The organism is Candidatus Zixiibacteriota bacterium (genome assembly GCA_018820315.1).
GTDB lineage: Bacteria > Zixibacteria > MSB-5A5 > JAABVY01 > JAHJOQ01 > JAHJOQ01.
This window is the reverse complement of sequence record JAHJOQ010000065.1, coordinates 1-21782: the sequence shown is the minus strand read 5'-3', so window position 1 is coordinate 21782 and position 21782 is coordinate 1. Positions and strand designations below refer to the sequence as shown.

22 protein-coding genes are annotated in these 21782 nt (G+C 50.0%); 11 read left to right on the top strand and 11 right to left on the bottom strand.

Features of this window, described 5'->3' with window-relative positions:
- Window positions 1-66 precede the first annotated feature (66 nt).
- Window positions 67-2361, bottom strand: a complete 2295-nt coding sequence (locus tag KKH67_06105; protein ID MBU1318758.1) for a hypothetical protein — start codon at window positions 2359-2361, stop codon at window positions 67-69.
- A 49-nt stretch (window positions 2362-2410) separates the two neighbouring features.
- Window positions 2411-2950, bottom strand: coding sequence for a nucleoside-triphosphatase (locus tag KKH67_06100; protein ID MBU1318757.1), 540 nt, complete (start codon window positions 2948-2950; stop codon window positions 2411-2413).
- A 191-nt stretch (window positions 2951-3141) separates the two neighbouring features.
- Here KKH67_06100 and KKH67_06095 point away from each other — a divergent pair, with 191 nt between their 5' ends.
- The 11 genes from KKH67_06095 (at window position 3142) to KKH67_06045 (ending at window position 11352) form a co-directional block, all read left to right on the top strand.
- On the top strand, window positions 3142-4431 hold the full coding sequence (locus tag KKH67_06095; protein MBU1318756.1) for a SpoIIE family protein phosphatase: 1290 nt from the start codon (window positions 3142-3144) through the stop codon (window positions 4429-4431).
- A 4-nt stretch (window positions 4432-4435) separates the two neighbouring features.
- Window positions 4436-4900, top strand: a complete 465-nt coding sequence (locus KKH67_06090; GenBank protein MBU1318755.1) for an ATP-binding protein — start codon at window positions 4436-4438, stop codon at window positions 4898-4900.
- Window positions 4890-5246, top strand: a complete 357-nt coding sequence (locus KKH67_06085) for an STAS domain-containing protein (protein ID MBU1318754.1) — start codon at window positions 4890-4892, stop codon at window positions 5244-5246. Before KKH67_06090 ends, KKH67_06085 begins: the two co-directional genes overlap by 11 nt.
- A 109-nt stretch (window positions 5247-5355) precedes the next feature.
- Window positions 5356-5754 carry a response regulator gene (locus KKH67_06080; protein MBU1318753.1) on the top strand — a complete coding sequence of 133 codons (399 nt, stop codon included), beginning with the start codon at window positions 5356-5358 and terminating at the stop codon, window positions 5752-5754.
- Window positions 5747-6391: a response regulator gene (locus tag KKH67_06075; GenBank protein ID MBU1318752.1), complete on the top strand. Its 645-nt coding sequence runs from the start codon at window positions 5747-5749 to the stop codon at window positions 6389-6391. The genes KKH67_06080 and KKH67_06075 overlap by 8 nt, the downstream gene beginning before the upstream one ends.
- A gap of 97 nt (window positions 6392-6488) precedes the next feature.
- The gene (locus KKH67_06070) at window positions 6489-6896 is read left to right on the top strand and encodes a response regulator (protein MBU1318751.1); all 408 of its coding nucleotides are present in this window, start codon (window positions 6489-6491) and stop codon (window positions 6894-6896) included.
- A complete protein-coding gene (locus KKH67_06065; GenBank protein ID MBU1318750.1) occupies window positions 6896-7408 on the top strand; it encodes a hypothetical protein in 513 nt (170 codons plus the stop codon). The genes KKH67_06070 and KKH67_06065 overlap by 1 nt, the downstream gene beginning before the upstream one ends.
- A gap of 130 nt (window positions 7409-7538) precedes the next feature.
- A complete protein-coding gene (locus KKH67_06060; protein ID MBU1318749.1) occupies window positions 7539-8765 on the top strand; it encodes a PAS domain S-box protein in 1227 nt (408 codons plus the stop codon).
- 41 nt (window positions 8766-8806) lie between these two features.
- A complete protein-coding gene (locus KKH67_06055) occupies window positions 8807-10192 on the top strand; it encodes a sigma-54 dependent transcriptional regulator (protein MBU1318748.1) in 1386 nt (461 codons plus the stop codon).
- A gap of 100 nt (window positions 10193-10292) precedes the next feature.
- Window positions 10293-11030 carry a methyltransferase domain-containing protein gene (locus KKH67_06050; protein ID MBU1318747.1) on the top strand — a complete coding sequence of 246 codons (738 nt, stop codon included), beginning with the start codon at window positions 10293-10295 and terminating at the stop codon, window positions 11028-11030.
- A 115-nt stretch (window positions 11031-11145) separates the two neighbouring features.
- Window positions 11146-11352: a hypothetical protein gene (locus tag KKH67_06045; GenBank protein MBU1318746.1), complete on the top strand. Its 207-nt coding sequence runs from the start codon at window positions 11146-11148 to the stop codon at window positions 11350-11352.
- Window positions 11353-11395: 43 nt separating this feature from the next.
- Here KKH67_06045 and KKH67_06040 read toward each other — a convergent pair whose 3' ends face one another.
- The 9 genes from KKH67_06040 to KKH67_06000 form a co-directional block, all read right to left on the bottom strand.
- Window positions 11396-12832, bottom strand: coding sequence for a GWxTD domain-containing protein (locus KKH67_06040; protein ID MBU1318745.1), 1437 nt, complete (start codon window positions 12830-12832; stop codon window positions 11396-11398).
- A 20-nt stretch (window positions 12833-12852) separates the two neighbouring features.
- Window positions 12853-14199: a GWxTD domain-containing protein gene (locus KKH67_06035; GenBank protein ID MBU1318744.1), complete on the bottom strand. Its 1347-nt coding sequence runs from the start codon at window positions 14197-14199 to the stop codon at window positions 12853-12855.
- Window positions 14200-14338: 139 nt separating this feature from the next.
- Window positions 14339-15580, bottom strand: coding sequence for an ABC transporter permease (locus KKH67_06030; protein ID MBU1318743.1), 1242 nt, complete (start codon window positions 15578-15580; stop codon window positions 14339-14341).
- Window positions 15577-16797: an ABC transporter permease gene (locus tag KKH67_06025; GenBank protein ID MBU1318742.1), complete on the bottom strand. Its 1221-nt coding sequence runs from the start codon at window positions 16795-16797 to the stop codon at window positions 15577-15579. Before KKH67_06025 ends, KKH67_06030 begins: the two co-directional genes overlap by 4 nt.
- A 7-nt stretch (window positions 16798-16804) precedes the next feature.
- Complete coding sequence (locus KKH67_06020; protein ID MBU1318741.1) at window positions 16805-17488, bottom strand: ABC transporter ATP-binding protein; 684 nt, start codon at window positions 17486-17488, stop codon at window positions 16805-16807.
- 19 nt (window positions 17489-17507) lie between these two features.
- Window positions 17508-18839, bottom strand: a complete 1332-nt coding sequence (locus tag KKH67_06015) for an efflux RND transporter periplasmic adaptor subunit (protein MBU1318740.1) — start codon at window positions 18837-18839, stop codon at window positions 17508-17510.
- 19 nt (window positions 18840-18858) lie between these two features.
- Window positions 18859-20199, bottom strand: coding sequence for a TolC family protein (locus KKH67_06010; GenBank protein MBU1318739.1), 1341 nt, complete (start codon window positions 20197-20199; stop codon window positions 18859-18861).
- Window positions 20200-20217: 18 nt separating this feature from the next.
- A complete protein-coding gene (locus KKH67_06005; protein MBU1318738.1) occupies window positions 20218-20970 on the bottom strand; it encodes a hypothetical protein in 753 nt (250 codons plus the stop codon).
- Window positions 20971-21082: 112 nt separating this feature from the next.
- Window positions 21083-21782, bottom strand: a 700-nt coding sequence (locus KKH67_06000; GenBank protein MBU1318737.1) for a thiamine diphosphokinase, incomplete at its 5' end; no start/stop codon positions are given.

Genomic DNA, 21782 nt, shown 5'->3' with positions numbered 1-21782 from the left:
GTCAAATAGAAAGCCGGACGAGATGACTCACGCCCGGCTAACCGTCAACGTTTCGCTACTTGTCTGCTACATGCAGGGTGCTGGTCCGCCTGTGAAAATGTATTCAATCAGATACACCACATCGTCAATATCGATTTCAGTTGAACAATCGACATCACCTGACTCCAGCGGATCAGGCGCGGGACCGCCCGAGAAAATATAGGCGATGAGATACACAACATCATCTATATCGATTTCACCGGATCCGTCGCAGTCACCGCGCGGGAAGCTCTCTTCGACCACCGCAAGCGTAAATGCGCGCTCGTCAACTTTCGGCGGACTGTCGGAGTCGGTGCATCTTAATCTGAAGAAATAATCAGCGACCCACGTGGGCGTTCCGGACAGTACACCTGTCGTCCCATTGAATGTCATACCTACTGGGAACTGACCGAGGGTCTTCTGCCATGTGTAATCAGGAACGCCGCCGATTGCCTGCAGCGTGTAACTGTACGGTTCGCCCAGCACGGCGTCCGGCAGTCGCCCAGGTGAAGCGATATGCATGCTGAACGGGACTTGCCCAGCGGTTTTGAGAATTTTGTCATCAGGATCGATTTCGAACGATGTCGGCGGGTTCGGCAGATTGAACGTGTATACATCAACTTCGCTCGTATTCCAGATGGTGAATGCCGAATCATAGTCGCCGGCGTGAGCCACAATATCTACGTGCATCGGGAATACGCCGTCCATGTTTTGCTGCTCAAGAATGAAGTAGACGAAATATCCGGTTCCGAGGATTGTATCCGGCTCATAATCATAGGAATATCTGTAGTCAGGCTGTCCTTCCTGATAGACCCATGTGTCGAAGAACCAGCTCATATCCGACCCGTAGTATTGCGATACAACCGAGTTGAGATCGTCAGTGCTCGCGCTACCTCCAGCGAACTCGGAGGTTAAGAAGAAGTCTTGCATTGCAGGGAAGAATAGGTCGTCACCCATTTGATTCCTGAGCATATGAACCAGCCAGGATCCCTTGTCATAAACCGTCGTGCCGTCGAAAACATTGTCGGTCTCGAGATCCTCAACGTACGGTGTGCCCGCATTGATGTGTTCCTGGTACGAAAGCCAGGTCTTGGCGTATGACGAGCCATAATGGTACTCGAAATAGAGAACCTCGGCGTACGATGCGAATCCCTCATTGATCCACATGTGGTTCACTGGGGCGCATGTAACCTGGTCACCTGACCATTGATGCGCCAATTCGTGGGCTATCACATATTCCGTATTGAACGTTGGGCTGATCGATGTACAGGTCTGATGCTCCATGGCACCACCCCAGCCAAAGTGCATGTGACCGTATTTCTCATCCCAGAACGGATAGAGACCCCAGTAGTATGACAAAGCATCGAGCGCTGGAAGAGTGTAATTCACCATATAGTACGTGGAATAACTCGAATCCGATGGTGACGTGGTCGGATAGTAATTGTGCTCCACCGGCATGAATTCACCGGGAGCATACTCCCAGCTCTGATTCGTCTGGTTGAAATCTGTCAGAACAAGTGCTACAAGGTATGTAGCGATCGGGTGCTTCTCGAGCCAGTGAGTCGTCGTGGTCCCGTTTCCATTGTCCGTCACCGACTGACGAAGACCATTGGATACCAGATCCATTGTATACCCACCGTAAGTTGTCGGGTGTGTGATTATGATGTTTGCACTGTCCGGTTTGTCGAAGGTGAAGTCTTTGCACGGCCACCAATTTCTTGCTCCCCATGGTTCGCAATTGGTGTAGCAGACTCTCCGACCTGAGTAGGAATAGAAGAACATTCCTAGACCATCGGACGTGGAAGGATAACCGTCGTACTCGACCTTGAGTGTGAATTCATCCCCGTCGTTAAGCGGGGTGGTGAAGTTCACTGTCAGGATGTCGGTTGAATGCCAGAAAGCCTGAGATACACCGTCGAGGCGCGTCGCAGTGACATTAAGCTGATTCGCCAATGTGAGATCCACGTATGACAGCCCATCGATCAGACTCTTGAGATGCATCTCAACGTAGCCGCCGACAGTTTCACCGCTCATGCTTATACTAATATCAATCTTGTAATAGAGAACATCGTAGTCGTACATGTTAGAAGTGGGATAGACTGTCGCGACAAGCGGATTATTCGCTTCACGCATCGCAGCGAGCCGCTCGGTGGACTTCTGCATGCAGGCATGCTTCTCCAGCCGAGTCTCAGCCATCATCTGCATTTCTTCTTCGGTTGGAGCCGTCATCTGGAAGTGGCCATTTGAGTCGCTTGGACCGACATAAACCTGACTGCCGAAGGATAGACTTGAGATTAGAATGCCGAGTAGTACGGCGAGAATAGCGATGAATGATCGATGCATTGAGCACCTCCGTAATTAATCCGATATGTGAAATGATGGTATATCTTATTTAGATGACGAGTGATAAATCGCATAGGTTGCGAATTTCACCGAGGACCTCCTTATTATTCCGATGATTCAGAGTGATGACTTTGCTCCTCGAGTCATTCTTCAGCCTGTCACAGATCGGTTGTTGGGCAGACATTATTGTCGCCAGAATTGTCTTATCTGATTCCCACAGTGTCTCGATTAGGGAAATAAATCTCTCAGACAGAAGTTCCATCTTTCCAATCTCATCGACAACTATCAGATTCGCGATAGGTTCGGCAAATTCGGTCTCGATGACTCGGTCAATCGCCTCGACGTCCACACCATATTTACCGACGCGAAAACCGGAGTCAATGTTCAAGTGTGCAAGAGTCTCCTCGGTTCCCGATATGCCGGCGATCCTAAATCCAGTACGGTGCCCGGACTCCCTGATCTCTTTCGTAATGAAGCCCGACACAGGAATACGGAGTTCAGCCAGCAGTCGCTCCACTAACGTGGTCTTTCCGCAACCTGGCGAACCGGTAAGCAATATCCTCGCGGACTTTTGGCCTTCGCGAGCCACTTCTACTCTCTTGATCCATCTAAAGTCGTGCGATCACTCAGGTGAGAAATTACATAACACATTGAAAGATAATGCAATAAGGAGTTTTGTCAAGATGTATTCCCGAATTTGCAGTTTTCGGAGGCATACTCTTCAGAACGTGAGCTAACTGTCGATAATAGAATAGATTAAACAACAACGGTCGGAGTCAAATGTCTACATCATGCGCTCTTGAGACAAGAGTAACAGATCTGGAAGATCAACTCGAGTCAAAACAATCCGAACTAAATGATATTGCCAATATGGGCGTTATGTTGACCTCGATGCTCGATATCGAGGCAATACTGTCTGCCATGATGGAGATGTCCCTCAGAATTGTCTCGGCTGAAGTTGGCTGCATCCTGATCCGGGACAACGGCGAGCTTGAAACGCGAATTTCGTGGGGGGTTGATGGTTCGCATGTTAGGAAGATCAAGGCAGGAAACGACATCGATCTTGCACAGGCAGCTTATGATACCGCCAGGACTATCAGACTGAACGAAATCCCCAAGGACAGCGAAGTAAGTGCTATAGTGAACTCAGTCATTTGTGTTCCTGTGACTCAGAAATCTGAACCTATCGGGGTTCTGGTCGCTGTGAATAAGACAAATGGCGAAGGTTTCAGCGATCATGACGTTGCTACTCTCGAGAGGCTTGTCAATTTCGCGGCAGTAGCGATCGAAAACGCAAACATGATGAAAGAGATTCTCAAGAAGCAGAAACTTGAACAGGAACTCTCGCTGGCGAAGGATATTCAGAGGGCACTTCTTCCAAACCTTGACATCGATCTCAGGGGTGCTTCAATCGGCAGTCTGTATCTGCCCGCCGGAAAAGTGGGTGGCGACTACTTCGATCTCATACCGATTTCGGACAAGGAGTTTGTTGTCATTGTCGGGGATGTTTCGAACAAGGGTGTGCCCGCGGCGCTGATGATGACAGCCGTTCGATCGGTCATACGCTCCGATACGTATAGAGGCAAGGATGTCGCGAGTATTGTGACACACACAAACCGCATTGTGTGCGAGGATGTCATGAGATACCCCAACATCTTCATATCGTTCGTCTACGCCTACTTTGACCTGGCTGCCGGAACCTGCACTTACACAAATGCAGGGCATCTGCCCCCGTTCATCCACAATAAATATTCGGGTGAACTGCGGCAGTTAACGACCGGAGGTATCATAGTCGGACAGTTCGAAGATTTCGAGTATATGCATGAAACGATAGATCTGGTCCGGGGCGACCGGATATTACTTTTCACCGACGGTGTTACAGAGTGCGTCAATAGAGCCGATCAGATGTACGGTCGGGAAGAACTCGAGAAGTTCTTTGCCGCCAGAGGTGACATGCGACCGCAGGAACTTGTCGACCAACTGAAGACGGTTCTTGACGAGTTCACTCTGGGCGCCGGAGAATCGCAATTTGACGATACAACCGCTGTCGTGGTGGAGATTGAGGGGTGAATTAATGAATGACAGCATCAGAGTGCAGGTACCGAGCGATTCAAACTACCTGAACTGGGTCTACACTATTTCTATGGCAATTATGTCGGAGCTGCCACTGGATGACAGGATCAGCTATTTCCTGCTCGTGGCAATCTCCGAGGGATTCACAAACGCCTATCTTCATGGCAATCAAAAGGAGGCGGACAAACAGATCGTGCTCAGCTACGACATAGGTGATGAATTCTTGACGGTGACGATAGAGGACGAGGGCGTTCTTCCCTTCACGCGGAAGCTGGAGGAAGTCACTCGGCCTGTTGATGACGATTCGGAATCAGGGCGCGGTCTTGCAATTATTGAAAGATACATCGATGAGGTTGACATTCATCATGAACCGGGCAGAGGAAATATCCTCACTATGAAAGTCAGTCTCGATACACACACTCAGGACCAGAAACCGATTCAAAGAGAGGTGGCATGTGAATATTAGCGTTAGTAAGCATGGCAGCTGTACTGTACTGAAGTTGAACGGAAGGCTCGACCTGAATAGTTCCTCCCGGCTGAAGGACCAGGTCAAAGAGCTGGCGAGCGAAGGCGTCGTGAATCTGATACTGGAGCTGGGCGAGGTCGGATTTGTCAATAGCTCCGGTCTTGGTACGCTTGTGTCCATTCTCAAGGATGTCCGGCTTGTAAAGGGGCAGATGGTTCTGTGCAATCTCGCTCAATACGTTCAGGAGATTTTCGAGATAACCCAGCTATCGCACATTTTCGACATATATCCGACTGAGGACGCAGCTCTGGAGTCTTTCAGCATTCCTGCCTCTGAGGTGAGTTAGAAGATATGAGATATAAAAGATACTGAGGGCAGATTCTCCGAGAAACAGCAGCCAGCCAGAGAGCGGCGACAATAGTTGAGGAATTCTGAGAGGGGAGTTAGACAACGTTATGAATAGACTCTTAATTGTAGATGATGAGCTTCTGATCAGGGATTTACTATACGATCATTTCAGCACTCTCGACTACCATATCAGCATGGCTGACTCCGGACAGCGAGCGCTCGATATTCTAGGTAGTGAGACGGTCGATTGTATTCTGACAGATCTCAAAATGCCCGATATTGACGGGCTGGAGCTGGCTAAGAGAGCCAGAGAGATTACAGGGAAGAAGACGCCTGTCATCCTCATGACCGGCTTTCCTTCGCTTGAAACTGCCATTGAGGCACTCAGGAATCGTGTCTATGACTATGTTGTGAAGCCGTTTAACGTCAAGAGACTTCACACGACAGTTGAAGAGGCAATCGATGAGGCGAATAGGATTCAGACTGCAGGGAGCACCGATGTCTAAGCAGAAATTACTGGTAGTGGACGATGAACTGTTTGTGAGAGAGTTGCTCGACGAGTATTTCTCCAAGCTCGATTTTGAGGTCGTTGTTGCTAATTCCGGACCGGCAGCATTGAAGCTCGTGGCCGAGAATAGCTTCAAGGTAGCACTGGTCGATCTCAAAATGACCGACATGGATGGATTAGAGGTGCTGAAGAACCTCCAGAAGCTTGATGAGAATCTCATTGTAATTTTGATGACTGGCTATCCTACTGTAGAGTCATCTATCGAAGCCATGCGGTCGGGCGCTTACGACTACGCCATCAAGCCATTCAGACTAAACGATCTCAAGGAGATGATCACCAGGGCGCTGAAGGAATATCAGGTGCGCAGCGAGATAAGCGAGCTCAAATCCAGAATCGCCGGTGTAGAGCGGCGTCTGGAGCGAATTTCGGTCAAGCCTGATTCCGATTTGAAGATCGGTGGCGGCAAGAAGTCCCGCCGGCAGACGTCAACCGAGAATAGCACCGACCCGAGTTCGAATTACAGCGTTCTTGCGATCGAAAGTCAGATTGAGCGGTGGGGGAAACTTCTTGAAGGTGGGCTGATTTCTCACCGGGAATTCGAAGAAAACAAGAAGAGGATTCTAAGCGCTGTCTGATTCGACCATGATTCAGCGCAGAATGCACCTATAAGTTCTTCAGCCAACTGATGAGAGCAACTGGGTGCAATCTACTCAGGAGGAATGTGTGGAAGATCTGAACATTCTTGCCATAGATAATTCGGCGACAATGCGCCGAATCATCGTCAGCACCCTCAGAAGAGCCGGTTATACAAGTGTTCTCGAGGCTGCAGGCGGAGCAGAGGCTATTGCCACGCTGGAGCAGGGATCAGTTGATTTCATAATCGCGAATCTGGATATGCCCGATATGGACGGCCTCGAATTTGTTGCAAGAGTCAGGCAAACAGATGGGCATAGCAGCGTCCCAATCCTTATGGTGACAGCGAGGTCCGTGAAGGATCAGATCAAGGAAGCGATAAACGCGGGGGTCAGTAATTACATCGTCAGACCATTCACGCCTGACACGCTCAAGGATAAGATAACTCAAACACTTGAGGGTATCAGTCAAATCGGTAAACGACAACGATCAGGAGGAATGAGGTAATGGATCAGGTGAATACGGTTCCTCAGGAAACGACTATTGATCTAAGTTCGATTGTAGATTCTCTGGATGATATAATCCGTTCATTTTCGCAGTTCATGTCCCGGGGCAGCAGTTCCGCTCACGAGCAGGTGTCGGCTGTGATACCCTCCTTAAGCAACATGCCGGAGACCAATCTCGATACTCACAAGGTACTGGATTTGGTGCAGGATTATGCTAACCACACAAGTGATGTTCTACGTGATTTGAAGGTGCTGCGCAGGGCGTTACCCGCTACATACTTCAAGAATCGTTCGAGAATCAGGGATGCGTTCGAAGAAATCGAAACAACATCGGCGAAATGCCAGGCGAATGCCTTTGCGATTATGGACGCTCTTCAGCATCATGAGCTGATGTCTAAGCGATCCGAGCACACCGCGGACGCGCTCAGGGATGTAGAATCGCGGCTGAAGAGAGTCCGTAACACGCTCAACAGACAAGCGGTTACGGTCAAACCGGCAGCGATGGTTTTGTAGCCAATGCCGACCTATTGACAATACTGTAGGTTCGCACTTCTTACCCATACGCAACATTGCAGTCCACATTTGATGCAGAAAACAAAATTTTTGTTGATGAATTCGGCATTTTGAGTGAAATTGCAACGATATGAGCAGCAGGAAAGCTATACCCACCGAGGGCAAACTGGAAGCCTTCACAGACGCATTTGAGACATTCGGCCGGACGATCGACCGTCTCGAAAGTTCGTATGAAGAGCTCGAGTCACGATTCAGTAATCTTAACTCACAGTTGGAAGAGACCAACCAGCGTTTGCGAGATGCCCTGCTGGAGAATGAGAAGGCGCGATCGTTTCTGGACAACATTCTTTCGTCAGTGTCATCGGGCATACTTGTCTATGATTGCGACGGTTTTGTTAGTCACCACAATGTAGCAGTCGAGGAACTGCTCTGTCTTGCGGCGGACCGCATTCCCGGGCATGAAGGGCACGATCTCGTTGCTGGAGATACGAAACCGGAGATCTCTGCGAAATGTACTCTCGAAACAGGAGAGGAGTTTCGCTCAGAAGAGAAGATGCTGACGCTCAAATCTCGGAGCGAGCTTCCGGTTGCCGTGTCAACCTCGCTGATGCGTGATCAGAACGGTGACGTCATCGGGGTGGTTGAAGTGCTTCATGACTTAACAAAGATCAGGCTGCTGGAAGATGAAATCACGCGTGTTAAGGCGCTGGCAGCACTTGGCGAAATCGCTGCGACTATTGCGCACGAGGTCAGAAATCCTCTCGGCGGAATAGCAGGCTTTGCATCACTGCTAAAACGGGACCTTCCTCAGAATCACCCGGGGCAGCGAATGGTCGACAAAATCATAGCCGGCGTCGACAATCTTAATCGATCGGTCAGCAGTCTGCTATTGTATGCCAGGGATATCAACTTGTTGCCTCGCACGGTCGAGTTGCGTAACTTTCTGGATGAAATCGTCACCTACTTCTCCGCCGACATAAATCATGATGCCGGCAAATATAATATCCGGACAATGCTGGCACCGGAAGATATCACTTGGCGGCTCGATCCCGAGCAATTCCGTCAGGCTGTCGTGAATCTTCTGTACAACGCCGTACAGGCGATGCCGGATGGTGGCGATATCGGCCTGACCGCGCGAGGGGGAGAGGAATTAACCGTTGAAGTGAGCGACAGCGGTCCCGGTATCGACCATGAGCTCATTGAAAGAATCTTCACACCTTTCTTTACGACGAAAGAGGGAGGCACCGGTCTCGGCCTTGCTACGGTAAAGAAAATCGTGGATGCCCATAGAGGCAAGATAGATGTCAGATCAGAGCCGGGCGGGGGAACGAGCTTCAGACTCGCTTTCCCTAAGTGAGAGATGTGATCGAATATTGACTTCTTCAGACGAGGTGAACAATGACGGAAAAAATCCTGGTCGTTGATGACGACAAACTGGTCAACGAGTTCGTCGAAGAAACTCTGACTCGGTCCGGCTATGATGTCACGTCTTCCATGTCTGGTGAGGACGCTCTTGAGTTGATAAATATAGAGGACTTCGATCTCATACTTTCTGATGTCAGGATGCCGAGGATGGATGGCATCGAGCTGCTCAAACGAATCAGAAAAACTTCACCCGCATCGATGGTGATAATGATTACCGCATTCGGTACGGTCAAGAATGCGGTAGAAGCTATGAAGATTGGCGCACATGATTACATTCTGAAACCGTTTTCTCCTGAAGAGTTGGAGTTGACTGTCAAGAGGGCTCTTGATTACCATGATTTGCGCGCCGAAAACGATATGCTCAGAGCAGAGGTCGGTAGGAAATACAGTTTCGACAACATCGTGGGAAAGAACAAGACGCTTACCGATGTTTTTGATCTTGTGAAAGTTGCGGCAGACAGCAAGGCGACGATTCTGATCACTGGCGAATCCGGCACCGGCAAAGAGCTCATCGCAAAGGCGATTCATTATAACAGCCCTCGAAGTGATGAAGCGTTCATTCGCGTAAACTGTGCGTCTCTGCCGGAAAACCTCATAGAGAGCGAGCTTTTCGGCCACGAGAAAGGTGCATTCACCGGGGCGATCAAGCAGACCAAGGGACGGTTCGAGCTTGCTGATGAAGGGACTCTGCTGCTGGACGAAATCTCGGAGCTGCCGATGGCGCTCCAGGCGAAGTTGCTCCGTGTACTTCAGGAATACGAGTTTGAGAGAGTCGGCTCCGGAACGCCAATCAAAGTCGATGTACGTGTCATAGCAACTTCAAACAGAAATCTAAAGTCTGAAATCAGACAAGGCAACTTCCGTGAGGATCTATTCTATCGTTTGAATGTGATCCAGATCGAAATCCCTCCCTTGCGCGCTCGCAAGGATGATATTCCGGCACTTGTAGACCACTTCGTGGAGAAATACAACGAAGAGAATGCGCGCTCAATTGACAAAGTCGATGAGGCAGCTATGAAGATATTGCTGAATCATCATTGGCCCGGGAACGTCCGGGAACTGGAAAATATAGTCCAAAGGGGTGTTGTTACATGCAGGGCTAACACGATTACAGCAGAGCTCCTGCCGGAGTATCTGTCTATGGGAGAGAGCATGGACTCAGGAGACGTCCGTCTGCCCATGCCCGTCTCGATCGCCGAACTTGAAAAATACGCGATCATGGAATCGCTGAAATTCACCGGCAACAATCGATCCAAAGCGGCTGATATTCTCGGGATCACGTCAAGAACTCTTAGAAACAAGCTTGCTGAATATGGCATGAAGAGGAATCCTGTGGAGGTCGAAGAGGAAACGAGTTGACAGTTCGCTCCGCGTCTCTTAACTTTCGGTTGAGCATCCTCTGATTGTGCACCTGCTGTTTTGTCTTTCTTGAAAGGGGCTGGCGACCATTGGGGGTCATGTGAAGAAAGAATGGGTCAGATCAATAGTGGATGACATAAGCCGATCCAGCATTGGCGTCGATCATCCTTCAGCGCGAGCCGAACGCGCCTGTGCATGCGATTTGATCTCGCTTCTGCCATTCAACGGGGATGGCATGACAGTGCTCGACATCGGGATGGACTGTGGATTTAGATTTGCTCCACTTGCATTCCTGAATTACAGAGTATTCGGGATCGAGCCATCCGGGGAATCGAGCAATGCGTCAGCAGAATGCGACTATGCAGCGACCGGTGTCGAGGTGATGCGCTGTGCCTTTCCGGGTGAGTCTGTTCCTTTTCAAGACGGTAGTTTTGACTGGATAATACTCTCGAATCTTCCTGATGGCTGTTCTGAATCGGCTGCAACAGTGTTCTCCGAGATCAGGCGGTTGATGAAACCGACGTCTCGGATGATTCTCAAGTCGCATAACCCCTCTCGTCCGATAGACGCACAAGCGTCCGACAAAGCAGTGCGCCAAGGCGAGGATGTCATTTCCGGCAGGATTACTGAAGAAAGGGAGCTGGTACGCAGAATGGCAGCGTGCCCCGGAGAGCTCTCAGAGCGAGTCGAAAAGAACGGATTCCGGGTGGTACTCCGGATGTACCGTGACTACAGTGTCTACTGCAAGCCGTTCCTGACTCGCTACATCTGCCACATCGCGAGATTCATCAGGCCCCGTCTGTGTGACACTCTTGTAACTGTCTGCACAAAGAAGTAACATCAGCACGCCATACTAATGTGCAGGAGTGATGCACTGTGCCTATGATCCATCTTGATGTCTCACAATCTTTGCATATCTTATATCCGGCATTGATCATACTATGAGGTCTGTAATGGAATTGCTGGACCGGTCGGCGGCGCAAACTCAGGATCAGAACGAAAATGATTACCGGGAATTGCCGTGTCGTGATTTCGATCTCGATTGCTATGCTTTCGACGGAGTGATTCCCTTCGGTGGGTACAGGAAATGCCAATCATACATGCCTGAGATGGGCAAATGCATTTTCCTTTCGGGACACGAGCCCGAAGGCGAGGTGTGAACAGTGAGAACACCCTCGCGATATCTATCGTTGCCTCAGAGCATCAATAGTTGTTCAGCGCTCCCTGCTCAATTCTATCTTGCCACACTGGATCGATCGGTTCTCCTTTGGCGTCGGAGTGCGCAAGACGGTAATCGCCATATCCGGTCTCATCTTCGAATATGAAGTACCTGTTGCCCTGTGTTCCGAGTGAGTAGTAGTTCCATTTCTCGAACGGATTGAGATCTGAAGTGGATGGATAGTATTCTATCTCATCCGGTTCACCGTATACTATGTAGACTCTCCCGCGATCGGTCTCCCAGCCATCCTGCTTGTTTGCTATGCCGATCGAGTAATGTTCATTCGAGTAGTTGTATCTCCTGAAAAGCTCAACCTTGAACTCGTTAAGCCGCGTAGATGGATCGGGATCCGATCTGATCCAGAACTCCTCAAAAAACCTCATTTTTCCTTCGAGGCTCAGCTCCTTCAGCGTTGCCTTCTGGTTCGAGGTCAGAACGTATTTTAGTACCCTCTCCAGATAGGCGGCATCCTCCCCGGTGAACATCTCGGCTGGTACGCCGGGACTCAACTCCCTGCCGCCGACCAATAATTGAAACGGTTTCGTGGCTGAGGCAGTCGCTCCATTCTCGCCGTCATCAACTTCAAGGCTCAGTGCATAATTGCCTTCAGCCATATCATGAATATCCAGCGCCGACGAGACAATGGCAACCGTGCCCGGTTTTATCTGCCTGCGCTGCCCGAAATGAGACACGGTTGCTCCGTAAGAATCAAGAATCTTGCAGGTTACGTGGAGTTCTTTGTTGACGTCGCGTCCGAATACCAGGTTGTAGGCTTCGCTGTAGAAGTACATCATGCTGTCCTCGTTGACGAAGATGCGAGAGGGGTTCGGAATGACTCTCCGCTGGCTCTTGTCGATTGACTTATACTCAGACGTCTGAACTCCCTGCGGCAGCAAGTCAATCCTGTAAGCGAGTTCAATCCCGGACATCGTGAGTCGATCGGTATTGAAACTCGGCACCAGCACCTTAACTTTTCTCTGGCCATACTTCCCAGATAATGCCACGTTTTCGACATGTGATTCGACATCTTCGATGTAAAGGCTCGCAATATATGTACCCGGCCTCAAGGAAGTGGCTATCTGGTCTGTCAGCCTCACATTACGGTTATTAGTCTCGGCAGGCGACTTAACACTGGTAGTGATTTTCTTGTAGAGAGTGTCCAGAGTGGAGCCATCCTCATCGAGGATTTCTATCCAGACAAATGCAGTGGCTGCATAGTTGGAATCTGTTGATGCAAAGGTCAGCTGATATCGCTGGAGTCCGTAGTAGAATTCAACCAATGTCAGGCTGTCATTCGGTTCGAACTTGAAGCAAGCATAGTCGAGCCACGCTGCAATTCTCTCCTGCTGAGCTTCAGCCTGTCCAAAGCTGGCTGTCTGCAGTGCCAACATACACAACAGAAACGATAGTACTATTCTCATTTTGATCGACCCTCCGAAAGCTAGTCAAAGTCTTCGAAATTCTCATGGAGCCCACCCCGGCGACCGTCGTACGGGAACTTAAGATAGTAATCGCCGGTGTGGTGTGTGTCCTCGAATACAAAAGTGCGTGACAGCCGGTAGTAGTACCATACCTGATATGGTACGCTGGTCAACTCGAACGGGTATCGTTCGACGTTGTCCGGTTCACCGAAGATGATATAAATTCTTCCCCTGTCAGTTTCCCATCCCTGCTGATTCACAACACTGAAATTCTCATTGGCATGTCTGATCCTGCCGTAATAGAGGCTCCTCGTCTCATTCTCGGGAGTCTCCGGATACTTGTCATGGTCTCTCCAGAAATCTTCAAATACTTGTTCCCGTGCTTCCGGATCGGCCTTCTTGAGTTTATCTGTCTCGTCTTTCGATGCGATGTAGCGAAGTTGTTCCACTGCAGCGCTGAAGTCGTTACGAATCAGGGCCTTCATCGACCAGGCAACCGTAAACGTGGTCTTGCGATTAACAAGTGTTCGTTTATGGCTGTCCTTCAACTCGAATGATAATTCGTACCGGCCCGGAACAAGGTTCTCTGTAGATACCACCTTGATCAATCGTGTGATCTGACTTTCGAGGGTTAGGTCCAGTTTGTCCTTGTATGCCACTTTTGCCTTCTCATCTACGACTTTGTATTGGATAGAGACATCGGTGGGATCCGCCTTGTCGCAATACAATTCAGCATAAAACGAGACGTTGTCAGCGTCTCCGCTGAAACTTCGCGACACAAACGGCACAATACGTTTCTCGCCCTTATCGAACCCTGACTCCTCATCAGCTTGTTCCTCTATAGAGTGGACAAACTCAATGTCAGACATGCTGATCTCGTTTCGAAAGAGATCTTCGACCCGCACGTCCTTCTCCATTGAGGCAACCTTGCCGGAGAGTTCGTCAATGAGCTTGCACACAACTTTGAATTCCCCTTTCGGGACCAGCAATTCAATCTGATTGATCAGATAGCCTCCCGCGCTGGTTGTCTGAGCATATGTATCGAGAGTGTGCTTCCTCTGCCTCGAAAAACCGGTAACCTGGTTCTTGTCCACACCCAGCACCACAACATTGAATTCGTAGTTTGCAACGAATTTACCATCCTGCTTGAAAAACTGGAGGCCATCATTATAAATCTTATAATAAATCTCCAATGTCACCATGTCTTCGTCGACATCGGAGCGAAAGGCCGCAAAGTCGAAAATGAACCTGGGGCTATCGGGGTCCTGAGTGGTTACGTATCCCGTCTGGCAGAAGGCGGGAACTGCAGACCAGAGGAGAAGGACTCCTATGACAACTACAACCAAGCGCTTTCGTGTAATATCCATAACAGCAACTCCAATCCGGATTCGAATATTCCCACATCATCTTCTACTATACTAAACGATGCAGATCACAAATGGTTTAATACAATTACACATGCATATTATTGTCCGACACTGGACTGGATGCAAGCTAAAATCTTGACTATTCGTATCTGAGGGATACTACCGGATCGACTTTGGCTGCTCGATACGCCGGATAGACGCCGGAAATGAGGCCAACCCCCACTGCGACCGAGAAGCCGAGAATGATCCCCATGACTGGAACAGCGAACGGAAGCCCTGTGGCTGCAGATACGATGGCTGAGATACCGAGCCCAACCAGTATCCCGATGATTCCGCCGGAGCAGGAAAGGGTGACAGCTTCGACCAGGAACTGCAGAAGGATATTGGATTTTCTTGCGCCAATCGCCTTTCGGACACCGATTTCACGAGTCCTCTCGGTAACCGAAACAAGCATAATGTTCAGCACACCGACTCCGCCAACCATCAGACCGATAGCTGAAATGACGACCATGACCGCGACAATAGTACCTGTCAGGTCTTCATATAGCTCCTTCAGATTCTCCTGCGTGAAAATAGCGAAGTCGTTCTCTTTGTCATACGGCACCCCGCGATGAAGCCTTAAAGCGTTTACTATCTCTTCCTTTGCCTGATCTATCAACTCCGGAGACCTCGCCGAAACCGCCAACCACAACTCCTTTTCCCATGGGTACATTTTCAAAAATGTGTTGAGTGGGATGGCGATGAACTTGTTCGGTGAATCATTGAACACCAGATCGAGCTCTTCCATGACACCGACAACAGTGAATCTCGTGCTGTTGATCGTAATTACCTCTCCGATCGGGTCCCTATCCGGGAAAAGCCCCTCGGAGATGTCGTACCCGAGCACACAGACCCTTGCCGCATGGAAATTTTCAGTTTCGGTAAAGAACCTGCCTTTGTCGGCAAACGTATTGTTGACTTTTTCGTAATCTGGAAGTGTGCCAAATAGGGTGGGTCGTTCCACCGTCTGATCGCGATACTTCGCTATGTTGCCGTCCGGTCTCTGGTAATAGTCTTCCGGGGAAATTCCGTCGACCGATGGACACTGCTCCCGAATTACATTAGCATCTTCAGTGGTAACTGGTTTGCGCCGGCGTTCTTCATCCGACAGATTCGAGTAGTCGGTGTCAGGAGGAAATTTCGATACGAACAACACGTTTGAGCCGAGCTTCTCGATCGATCCCTTAACAGATTCATCAACACCTTTGATGATAGCTACCATCGCGATTACTGACGCCACCCCGATCAGAACGCCAAGAATCGTCATGAATGACCGGAACTTGTTAGCCCAGATCGAGTCGAGTGCGATCTTGACTCCCTGTGTCCCCTCCACGAGGTTCATGTTTCGTACCTCATAGCATCAACTGGATCGAGTTTCGATCCCTTTAGGGCAGGGTAGAGACCGAATATCACGCCGATACCGGTTGATACACAAATACCACCGCCAACCGCGATAGGCGAGATTATAAATGGCAGACTACCCCAATCGGTTAGCAGTTTTGCGGAACCCAGCCCGAGACCGATGCCAATGACTCCGCCCGCTATGGACATGAGCAGTGCTTCCAGCACGAATTGCAGCAGAATCGACTTCCGTCTTGCCCCCAGGGACTTTCTGATGCCGATTTCGCGAGTACGTTCGGTCACGGACACCATCATGATGTTCATCACGACAATACCGGCTACAACCAGCGCAATTGCCGGGATAACGATGGCCGTTACTCTGACCGCCTTTGTCACCTGCTCATACATTGCCATGAACGCGTCGGATGTCACTATCCCGAAGTCGTCGTCTTCACTATATGGAACATGTCTGCGTGCACGAAGGATCATCCTGACCTCGTCCATCGTTTCCTGCAATGTTTCCGGTGATTTGGCGCTGATTAGCAACTGCAAATTGCGGCTTGTACCGAAATTCTTCCGCAGGTTCGTCAGCGGTATCACTACGAACTTGTCTAGATCGTTTCCCAAAATTGCACCACGCTCTTTGGCAATGCCGATTACATCGTATTTAAAGCCGCCGATCTTGACCTGTCGGCCGATTGGATTGAGGTTTGGGAAGAGCTCTTTCTCAATTCCCGCACCAATCAATACAACTGATCTGGAATGGTCGTCGTCGAACTGGGAGTGCATGCGCCCTTCGCCGATTTCAAACTCTGTTATGTCGATGAAGTTGTAAGTGCCCCCGAATACCAGCACGTCGTTCACTTTCTCGCTGCCGTACTTCACCGCTCTGGACCTGAAAGCTCTTGCTCCGACCTTGTAGCAGGATTCGCATTCGTCCTGTATCGCGCGCAGATCATTCATCGTGAGGTCTTTTCGCTTGCGTGCCTTTAGCCACGCCTCATGCGAGGTGATTATGCCGCCTTTGTTCACTACGAACGATGAGGGGCCCATCGAGTTGATCAGCTCGGCGACCCTGAAATTCATCCCCTCGATGATCGAAACGATTGCTATGACGGATGTTACCCCGATGACCACGCCGAGTATGGTGAGCGTAGTCCTGAGCACGTGGGCGCGGAGCGCCTGCGCCGACATTACGACTATATCCCAAACTTTCATGACGATTCTATCCGGCTCGCCGTTCCTCGCGTTCAACCTTGCCGTCAAGGATGTGGATTGCCCGTTCGGCGCGTTCAGCGATATGCTTTTCGTGTGTGACCATTATGATCGTGTGGCCCTGCTGATGGAGGCTATCGAAGACATTCATGATTTCTTCGCCGGTTGCGGTGTCGAGATTCCCTGTCGGCTCATCAGCAAGGAGGATAGAGGGGTTGTTCACAAGAGCGCGTGCCAGCGCTACTCTCTGGCGTTGCCCCCCGGAGAGCTCATTAGGCTTGTGGGTCATCCTGTCTGCAAGGTCGACCGATGCGAGAGCCATCTCGGCCTTCTCTCTGCGAGATGCTGAATCAGTGCCGTTGTATATCAGGGGAAGCTCGACATTGTGCAGCGCGGTTGCCCGTGGGAGCAGATTAAACGTCTGAAATACGAATCCGATTTCCTTGTTCCGTATTCTTGCGAGCTCGTCGTCGTTAAGCTCGGAAACAAGCTGACCGTTCAGATAATACGATCCCCTGGTCGGAGTATCCAGGCATCCGATCAGATTCATAAGAGTAGACTTTCCTGATCCGGACGGTCCCATGATTGCCAGGTATTCACCCTTCTCCACGGACAAGTCCACGCCTCTCAGGGCATGGAGCTCCTCGTAACCCATTATGTAAGTCTTCCAGATATCTACCGTTTCTATCAGCATCAAAAACCTGCTTCCTCGATTACTCCACTTCTTTCTTCTGCTCAGGTATCACTTCGTCGCCGTGTTTGAGTTTTCGCAACATTTTGTAGGGTCCGATCACAAGCTCAAGGCTGTCAGAGAGTCCCGACGTGATTTCGATACTCTGCTGATCGGATATCCCCGTAGTTACTTCGACAAAAGAAACCTCGCCATCCCTGATCAGGAACACACCTTCGTATTCCTTCTTATCACTGTCCTTGGACGCATTCTTGATGTCCTCTGTCGGCTCTGCAGCGATAGCTGCTCCAGAGGATTCAGTTTGCTCATCGGCCATCTCATCCTCTGTTTTGGGAAGCTCATCTCTCATGACGACGGCCTGAATCGGAACATGAAGAACATCCTTGTGCTCGTTGGTTGTGATGTCGACTTCGGCTGTCATGCCCGGCTTCACGGGATCATATGTCTCAGAGAACTGGACTTTGACAATGAAATTAGTCACCTGATCCTGGCTCGAGAATCCGGATACTTTGGCGGAGTTTCCTACTTCGGTGACTGTAGCCTCGAAGATCGTATCCGGGAAGGCATCGACACGAATGGCGGCCTTCTGACCCAGCACCACAGCTGCAATATCTGTCTCGTCAACTTCTGCTTCAACTTCTATTTCGCTCAGATCTGATACGGTCATGATAACCGTACCGGGGTTGTTCATGGTGCCAACCAGTACGATCTCGCCCACTTCCGCATTCAAGTCAGTGATAACGCCGTTCATGGGAGAAGTCAGAACTGTTTTGTCGAGAGCATCCTGCGACTGGATGACATTCGCCTGACTCTGTTCCACCTGATATTGTGAAGCTTCGTACCGGGCGGCTGCAACTTCATAAGAGGTCTTACGAGCGATTCTCTCCTCATCCGACAGCAGCCCCTTCTCGAACATGCGCTCTGCTCGGGTGTTCGTCAATTCAGCTTCGAGCATATTTGCCTCGCTCTGCTTCATATTAGCCCGAGCGGATGCAAGGTCGGCTTTTACCATGCGCACTGCGGCCTGGTATCGAGTCTGGTCCAGCTTAACCAGCAGATCACCGGCGTGTACGAAGTCCCCTTCTTTCACCGGGAGTTCGACGATTGTAGCCTGCACCGATGCCTGTATCTTGACTTCAGTCTTTGGCTTGACGCGACCGGTCGCGGTCACCTTTGATATGATGTCGCCTCTCTCCACCAAACCGGAGGTGACTTTCGACCCTTTCTGAGAGGACATGCTAAGATTGACAATTACAAGAATCGCCACTACGACGATGCCTCCCACGATGATCAGGAGTTTCTTTTTGGATTTCTTCTTATGAAGTCCATTCGGCTTGATGGAGTCATTCGGCACGGCTGCTCACCTTCTTTCTCTATTCAATAATTCCCATAACCTGCTGGAGCCTCGCCACAGCCAGATAATAGTTATACTTGCTATCGATCTTGTCCGATTCAGCTGTTTTGAGACTGACCTCAGCGTCGAGGATATCAAGTATTGTGGCGGCTCCCAGCGTGTATTTCTCCTGCGCAAGTTTGTAGTCTTCCGCAGCCGATGCAAGTCGTTCGTTGGCAAGCTCTCTCGCCTTTGCTTTTTCCTGAAGATTCAGGTATGCCTCGCGCACCTCAAGCTCGACAGCTCGTTTCGTATCGCTCAGTGTATACTCTGCTGTGTGCAGATTCGCCTTTGCGTATTCTGTCTGCCTTTTTGTTCCGAATCTGTTGAAGATGTTGAAATCGAGAGTCGCGTTCGCATAGATGAGGTAATTGTCGGCCCACCTTTCATCTAACTGCCCCAGTTCGAGCCCGTCCCAACTCTTGCCCGCATCGAGAGAAACTGAGGGATAATATGCTCCCCTTGCAGAGCTGAGTCCGTGCGACGCCGCTCGCAGACTTTCCTGTGAGGCGAGATAGTCAGGGTTCTGGCGAATTGCCATGTCGTTGACTTGCTCGATAGAATATATTGCTACGGATAAATCAACTTCAGTCACTACAATAGCCTCGTTCACATTTTCTCCAACTGCGTAGGCCAGCTTTGCCTGACCGGTGGCAACAGCGTTCTCCGCAGTCAGTGAATCGAGCTGCGCTTGAGAAAGAGAGACCTTAGCCTTGAGTACGTCGGACAGCGAAGCTGATCCGAGTTCGTACTTCGTTTGTGCGATCTTCATCAACTGATGAGAGCGTTCGGTCGCTTTTCTCCTGATGTCGAATATCGACTGCGCCTTAAGAAGGTTGAAATAATCCGTCTTGACCCCAAATGCGGCCTGAATCTGTGTCTGTGTCAGCCGGTGCTCTCTCTCACTCCGATATGCTTTAGAGCTTGCGTAGTCGTGATAACGAGTCAATCCGTCGAAGAGCGTCAGGCGTCCCCAGAGCAACGCGCGGTATGAGTGCGAATCCCTTGTGTAATCGACCTCAAAGAATTGCCGGGTGTCCTCATCATAGACCCTGGATAATCGCAGATGGTTGTATGTCCCTCGCATCTGCCAGCCAATGCTCGGCAAATACTGCCCCCATGAGTACAAAACGTCCGACTTCGCCTGCCTTAGACTGCCCTGTGCCTGTACCACAGAGAGATTCGTCCCGAGCGCCCTATCGATACACTCATTCAGAGTATAGGTCTTGGCGAATGTCACTGAGATTGGCGTCGCAAGCAGAAGAGCAAGCAGGATGACTGCCGAACCGATGCAATATGCGCCTTTTCTATCATTCTTCATATCTTTAAGCTCCTAAATTTAGAATCCGAAAGCTCCGCCGGTGAACGATGATGCCAAGGAGATTATTATAGTCCAAATGAGCCAGAACGATATGACCCAAATGGTTATCTTCTTGCCTGACACTCTCGGAAGAAACACGGTCATTCCTATTATCAGAACAGACATCATCCATGCCGTGAATATGTCAAACTTGTTCAGCAGTGCATATAGGAACGACGTCGTATCACTCGAACCGAGCACAACTGCAAGGCTTGTGGCAACATCGGTGCTACCCTTCGAATGTATAAGAAACGTCTTTATTATCGTCTCAGGAATGCCAATCAAAGCTGAAAAGGCATAAACCGTCAACATTTGGAAGTACTTGGCATCACCACCGAGAAAGATATTTCCTATCATCAGCAGGATTGCCCCGACTGCCAGAGCAGCGATATATGGAAATGCGAAACCGATTGCATACTGCCAGATGGGAGGATTCAGGATAGACTCTTGACTATTATCGATTATCTCCTGGCGCTGCTCCTTGGGCAGTGATTCAAGCAGAGAGGAGTTCTCCAGCCTTCGAACCTGATCTTTGGCGAGGACGTCTCGCATGAACGGGAAACAGGCCGTCACCACCAAAGCCGTGACGAGAATCGGCAAGATCCACGCCCACTTGCTCCTAGTGAGACTCATGAATGTCTCTTTAGGTGAATAGAACAGGCTAAAGAAGCGCAGAAATGGATTCATCTCTACATATGCAAGGCCATTGACCTCTTGTGCGGTTGGTTCCATTTTCATATTCCTTTCGTCTTCTCATGTTACAGACGTCACAATCCCCTAAAAGTTTCAAAATAGGAACTGTGTGATCTGCAATCCACGATTATAATACTATTTCCTTGTGATTTTATTCAACCGGTCGAGGTTCCACCTCAATGTCGTCCGGCCTGCATTCAGCAAAGACAAGCAATGTCCCGGATTGGATTGATATTGTGACTGCTGCGCCGGTCGCTTCATTGCTCAGGCCAAGCGAACCGGCCTGAATCGTGACATCGTTTAGCTCCCATTTCGTTCCACTAACGGCTAATCCTTGTACGCTTTCTCCGAAAGAGAAAACGGAGAGTCTCTTATGTTGCTCTATTTTGAGTCTCGATCCCGATGTTTCAGCATCAAGCGAGAAGACAGCGAAGTTGCCGTCGACGAGAAATACTCTGCCTGCATGCCGGGTCAGGATTGCCAAGTTTGAGAAGAAATGATCAGACCTCTTGCCGGCAGCAGAAAGAAGCAGTACTCTGTCGGCGCCTCGTTTGAGAGCTTCGACCACCGCCAATTCTGAATCGGACTCATTCTTGTCCTGTGGATACCTGATTATTTCGGCACCGGCGGCTCCACCTGTCAATGCCTCTGCGGCAGAATCCATGTCGCCGATCAAGAGATCAGGTACAACCCCGATCTGCTTCAACTGCTCGATACCGCCATCGGCGGCGATTATGAGGCTGCATCTTTCGACGAATTCTCTGAGCACTTCGCTCGATGCCGGTTCGCCGTCGCAGACAATGCAGGCACAAGTTCTTGACATGGGCGGAATATAAGCGATGGGATGAATT

What these genes read in the sequence shown, in the direction of transcription:
- KKH67_06105 (MBU1318758.1), bottom strand. Translation starts at nt 2,361, where the DNA reads ATGCATCGATCATTCATCGCTATTCTCGCCGTACTACTCGGCATTCTA.
- KKH67_06095 (MBU1318756.1), top strand. Translation starts at nt 3,142, where the DNA reads ATGTCTACATCATGCGCTCTTGAGACAAGAGTAACAGATCTGGAAGAT.
- KKH67_06090 (MBU1318755.1), top strand. Translation starts at nt 4,436, where the DNA reads ATGAATGACAGCATCAGAGTGCAGGTACCGAGCGATTCAAACTACCTG.
- KKH67_06080 (MBU1318753.1), top strand. Translation starts at nt 5,356, where the DNA reads ATGAATAGACTCTTAATTGTAGATGATGAGCTTCTGATCAGGGATTTA.
- KKH67_06075 (MBU1318752.1), top strand. Translation starts at nt 5,747, where the DNA reads ATGTCTAAGCAGAAATTACTGGTAGTGGACGATGAACTGTTTGTGAGA.
- KKH67_06065 (MBU1318750.1), top strand. Translation starts at nt 6,896, where the DNA reads ATGGATCAGGTGAATACGGTTCCTCAGGAAACGACTATTGATCTAAGT.
- KKH67_06060 (MBU1318749.1), top strand. Translation starts at nt 7,539, where the DNA reads ATGAGCAGCAGGAAAGCTATACCCACCGAGGGCAAACTGGAAGCCTTC.
- KKH67_06055 (MBU1318748.1), top strand. Translation starts at nt 8,807, where the DNA reads ATGACGGAAAAAATCCTGGTCGTTGATGACGACAAACTGGTCAACGAG.
- KKH67_06045 (MBU1318746.1), top strand. Translation starts at nt 11,146, where the DNA reads ATGGAATTGCTGGACCGGTCGGCGGCGCAAACTCAGGATCAGAACGAA.
- KKH67_06040 (MBU1318745.1), bottom strand. Translation starts at nt 12,832, where the DNA reads ATGAGAATAGTACTATCGTTTCTGTTGTGTATGTTGGCACTGCAGACA.
- KKH67_06035 (MBU1318744.1), bottom strand. Translation starts at nt 14,199, where the DNA reads ATGGATATTACACGAAAGCGCTTGGTTGTAGTTGTCATAGGAGTCCTT.
- KKH67_06030 (MBU1318743.1), bottom strand. Translation starts at nt 15,580, where the DNA reads ATGAACCTCGTGGAGGGGACACAGGGAGTCAAGATCGCACTCGACTCG.
- KKH67_06025 (MBU1318742.1), bottom strand. Translation starts at nt 16,797, where the DNA reads ATGAAAGTTTGGGATATAGTCGTAATGTCGGCGCAGGCGCTCCGCGCC.
- KKH67_06020 (MBU1318741.1), bottom strand. Translation starts at nt 17,488, where the DNA reads ATGCTGATAGAAACGGTAGATATCTGGAAGACTTACATAATGGGTTAC.
- KKH67_06010 (MBU1318739.1), bottom strand. Translation starts at nt 20,199, where the DNA reads ATGAAGAATGATAGAAAAGGCGCATATTGCATCGGTTCGGCAGTCATC.
- KKH67_06005 (MBU1318738.1), bottom strand. Translation starts at nt 20,970, where the DNA reads ATGGAACCAACCGCACAAGAGGTCAATGGCCTTGCATATGTAGAGATG.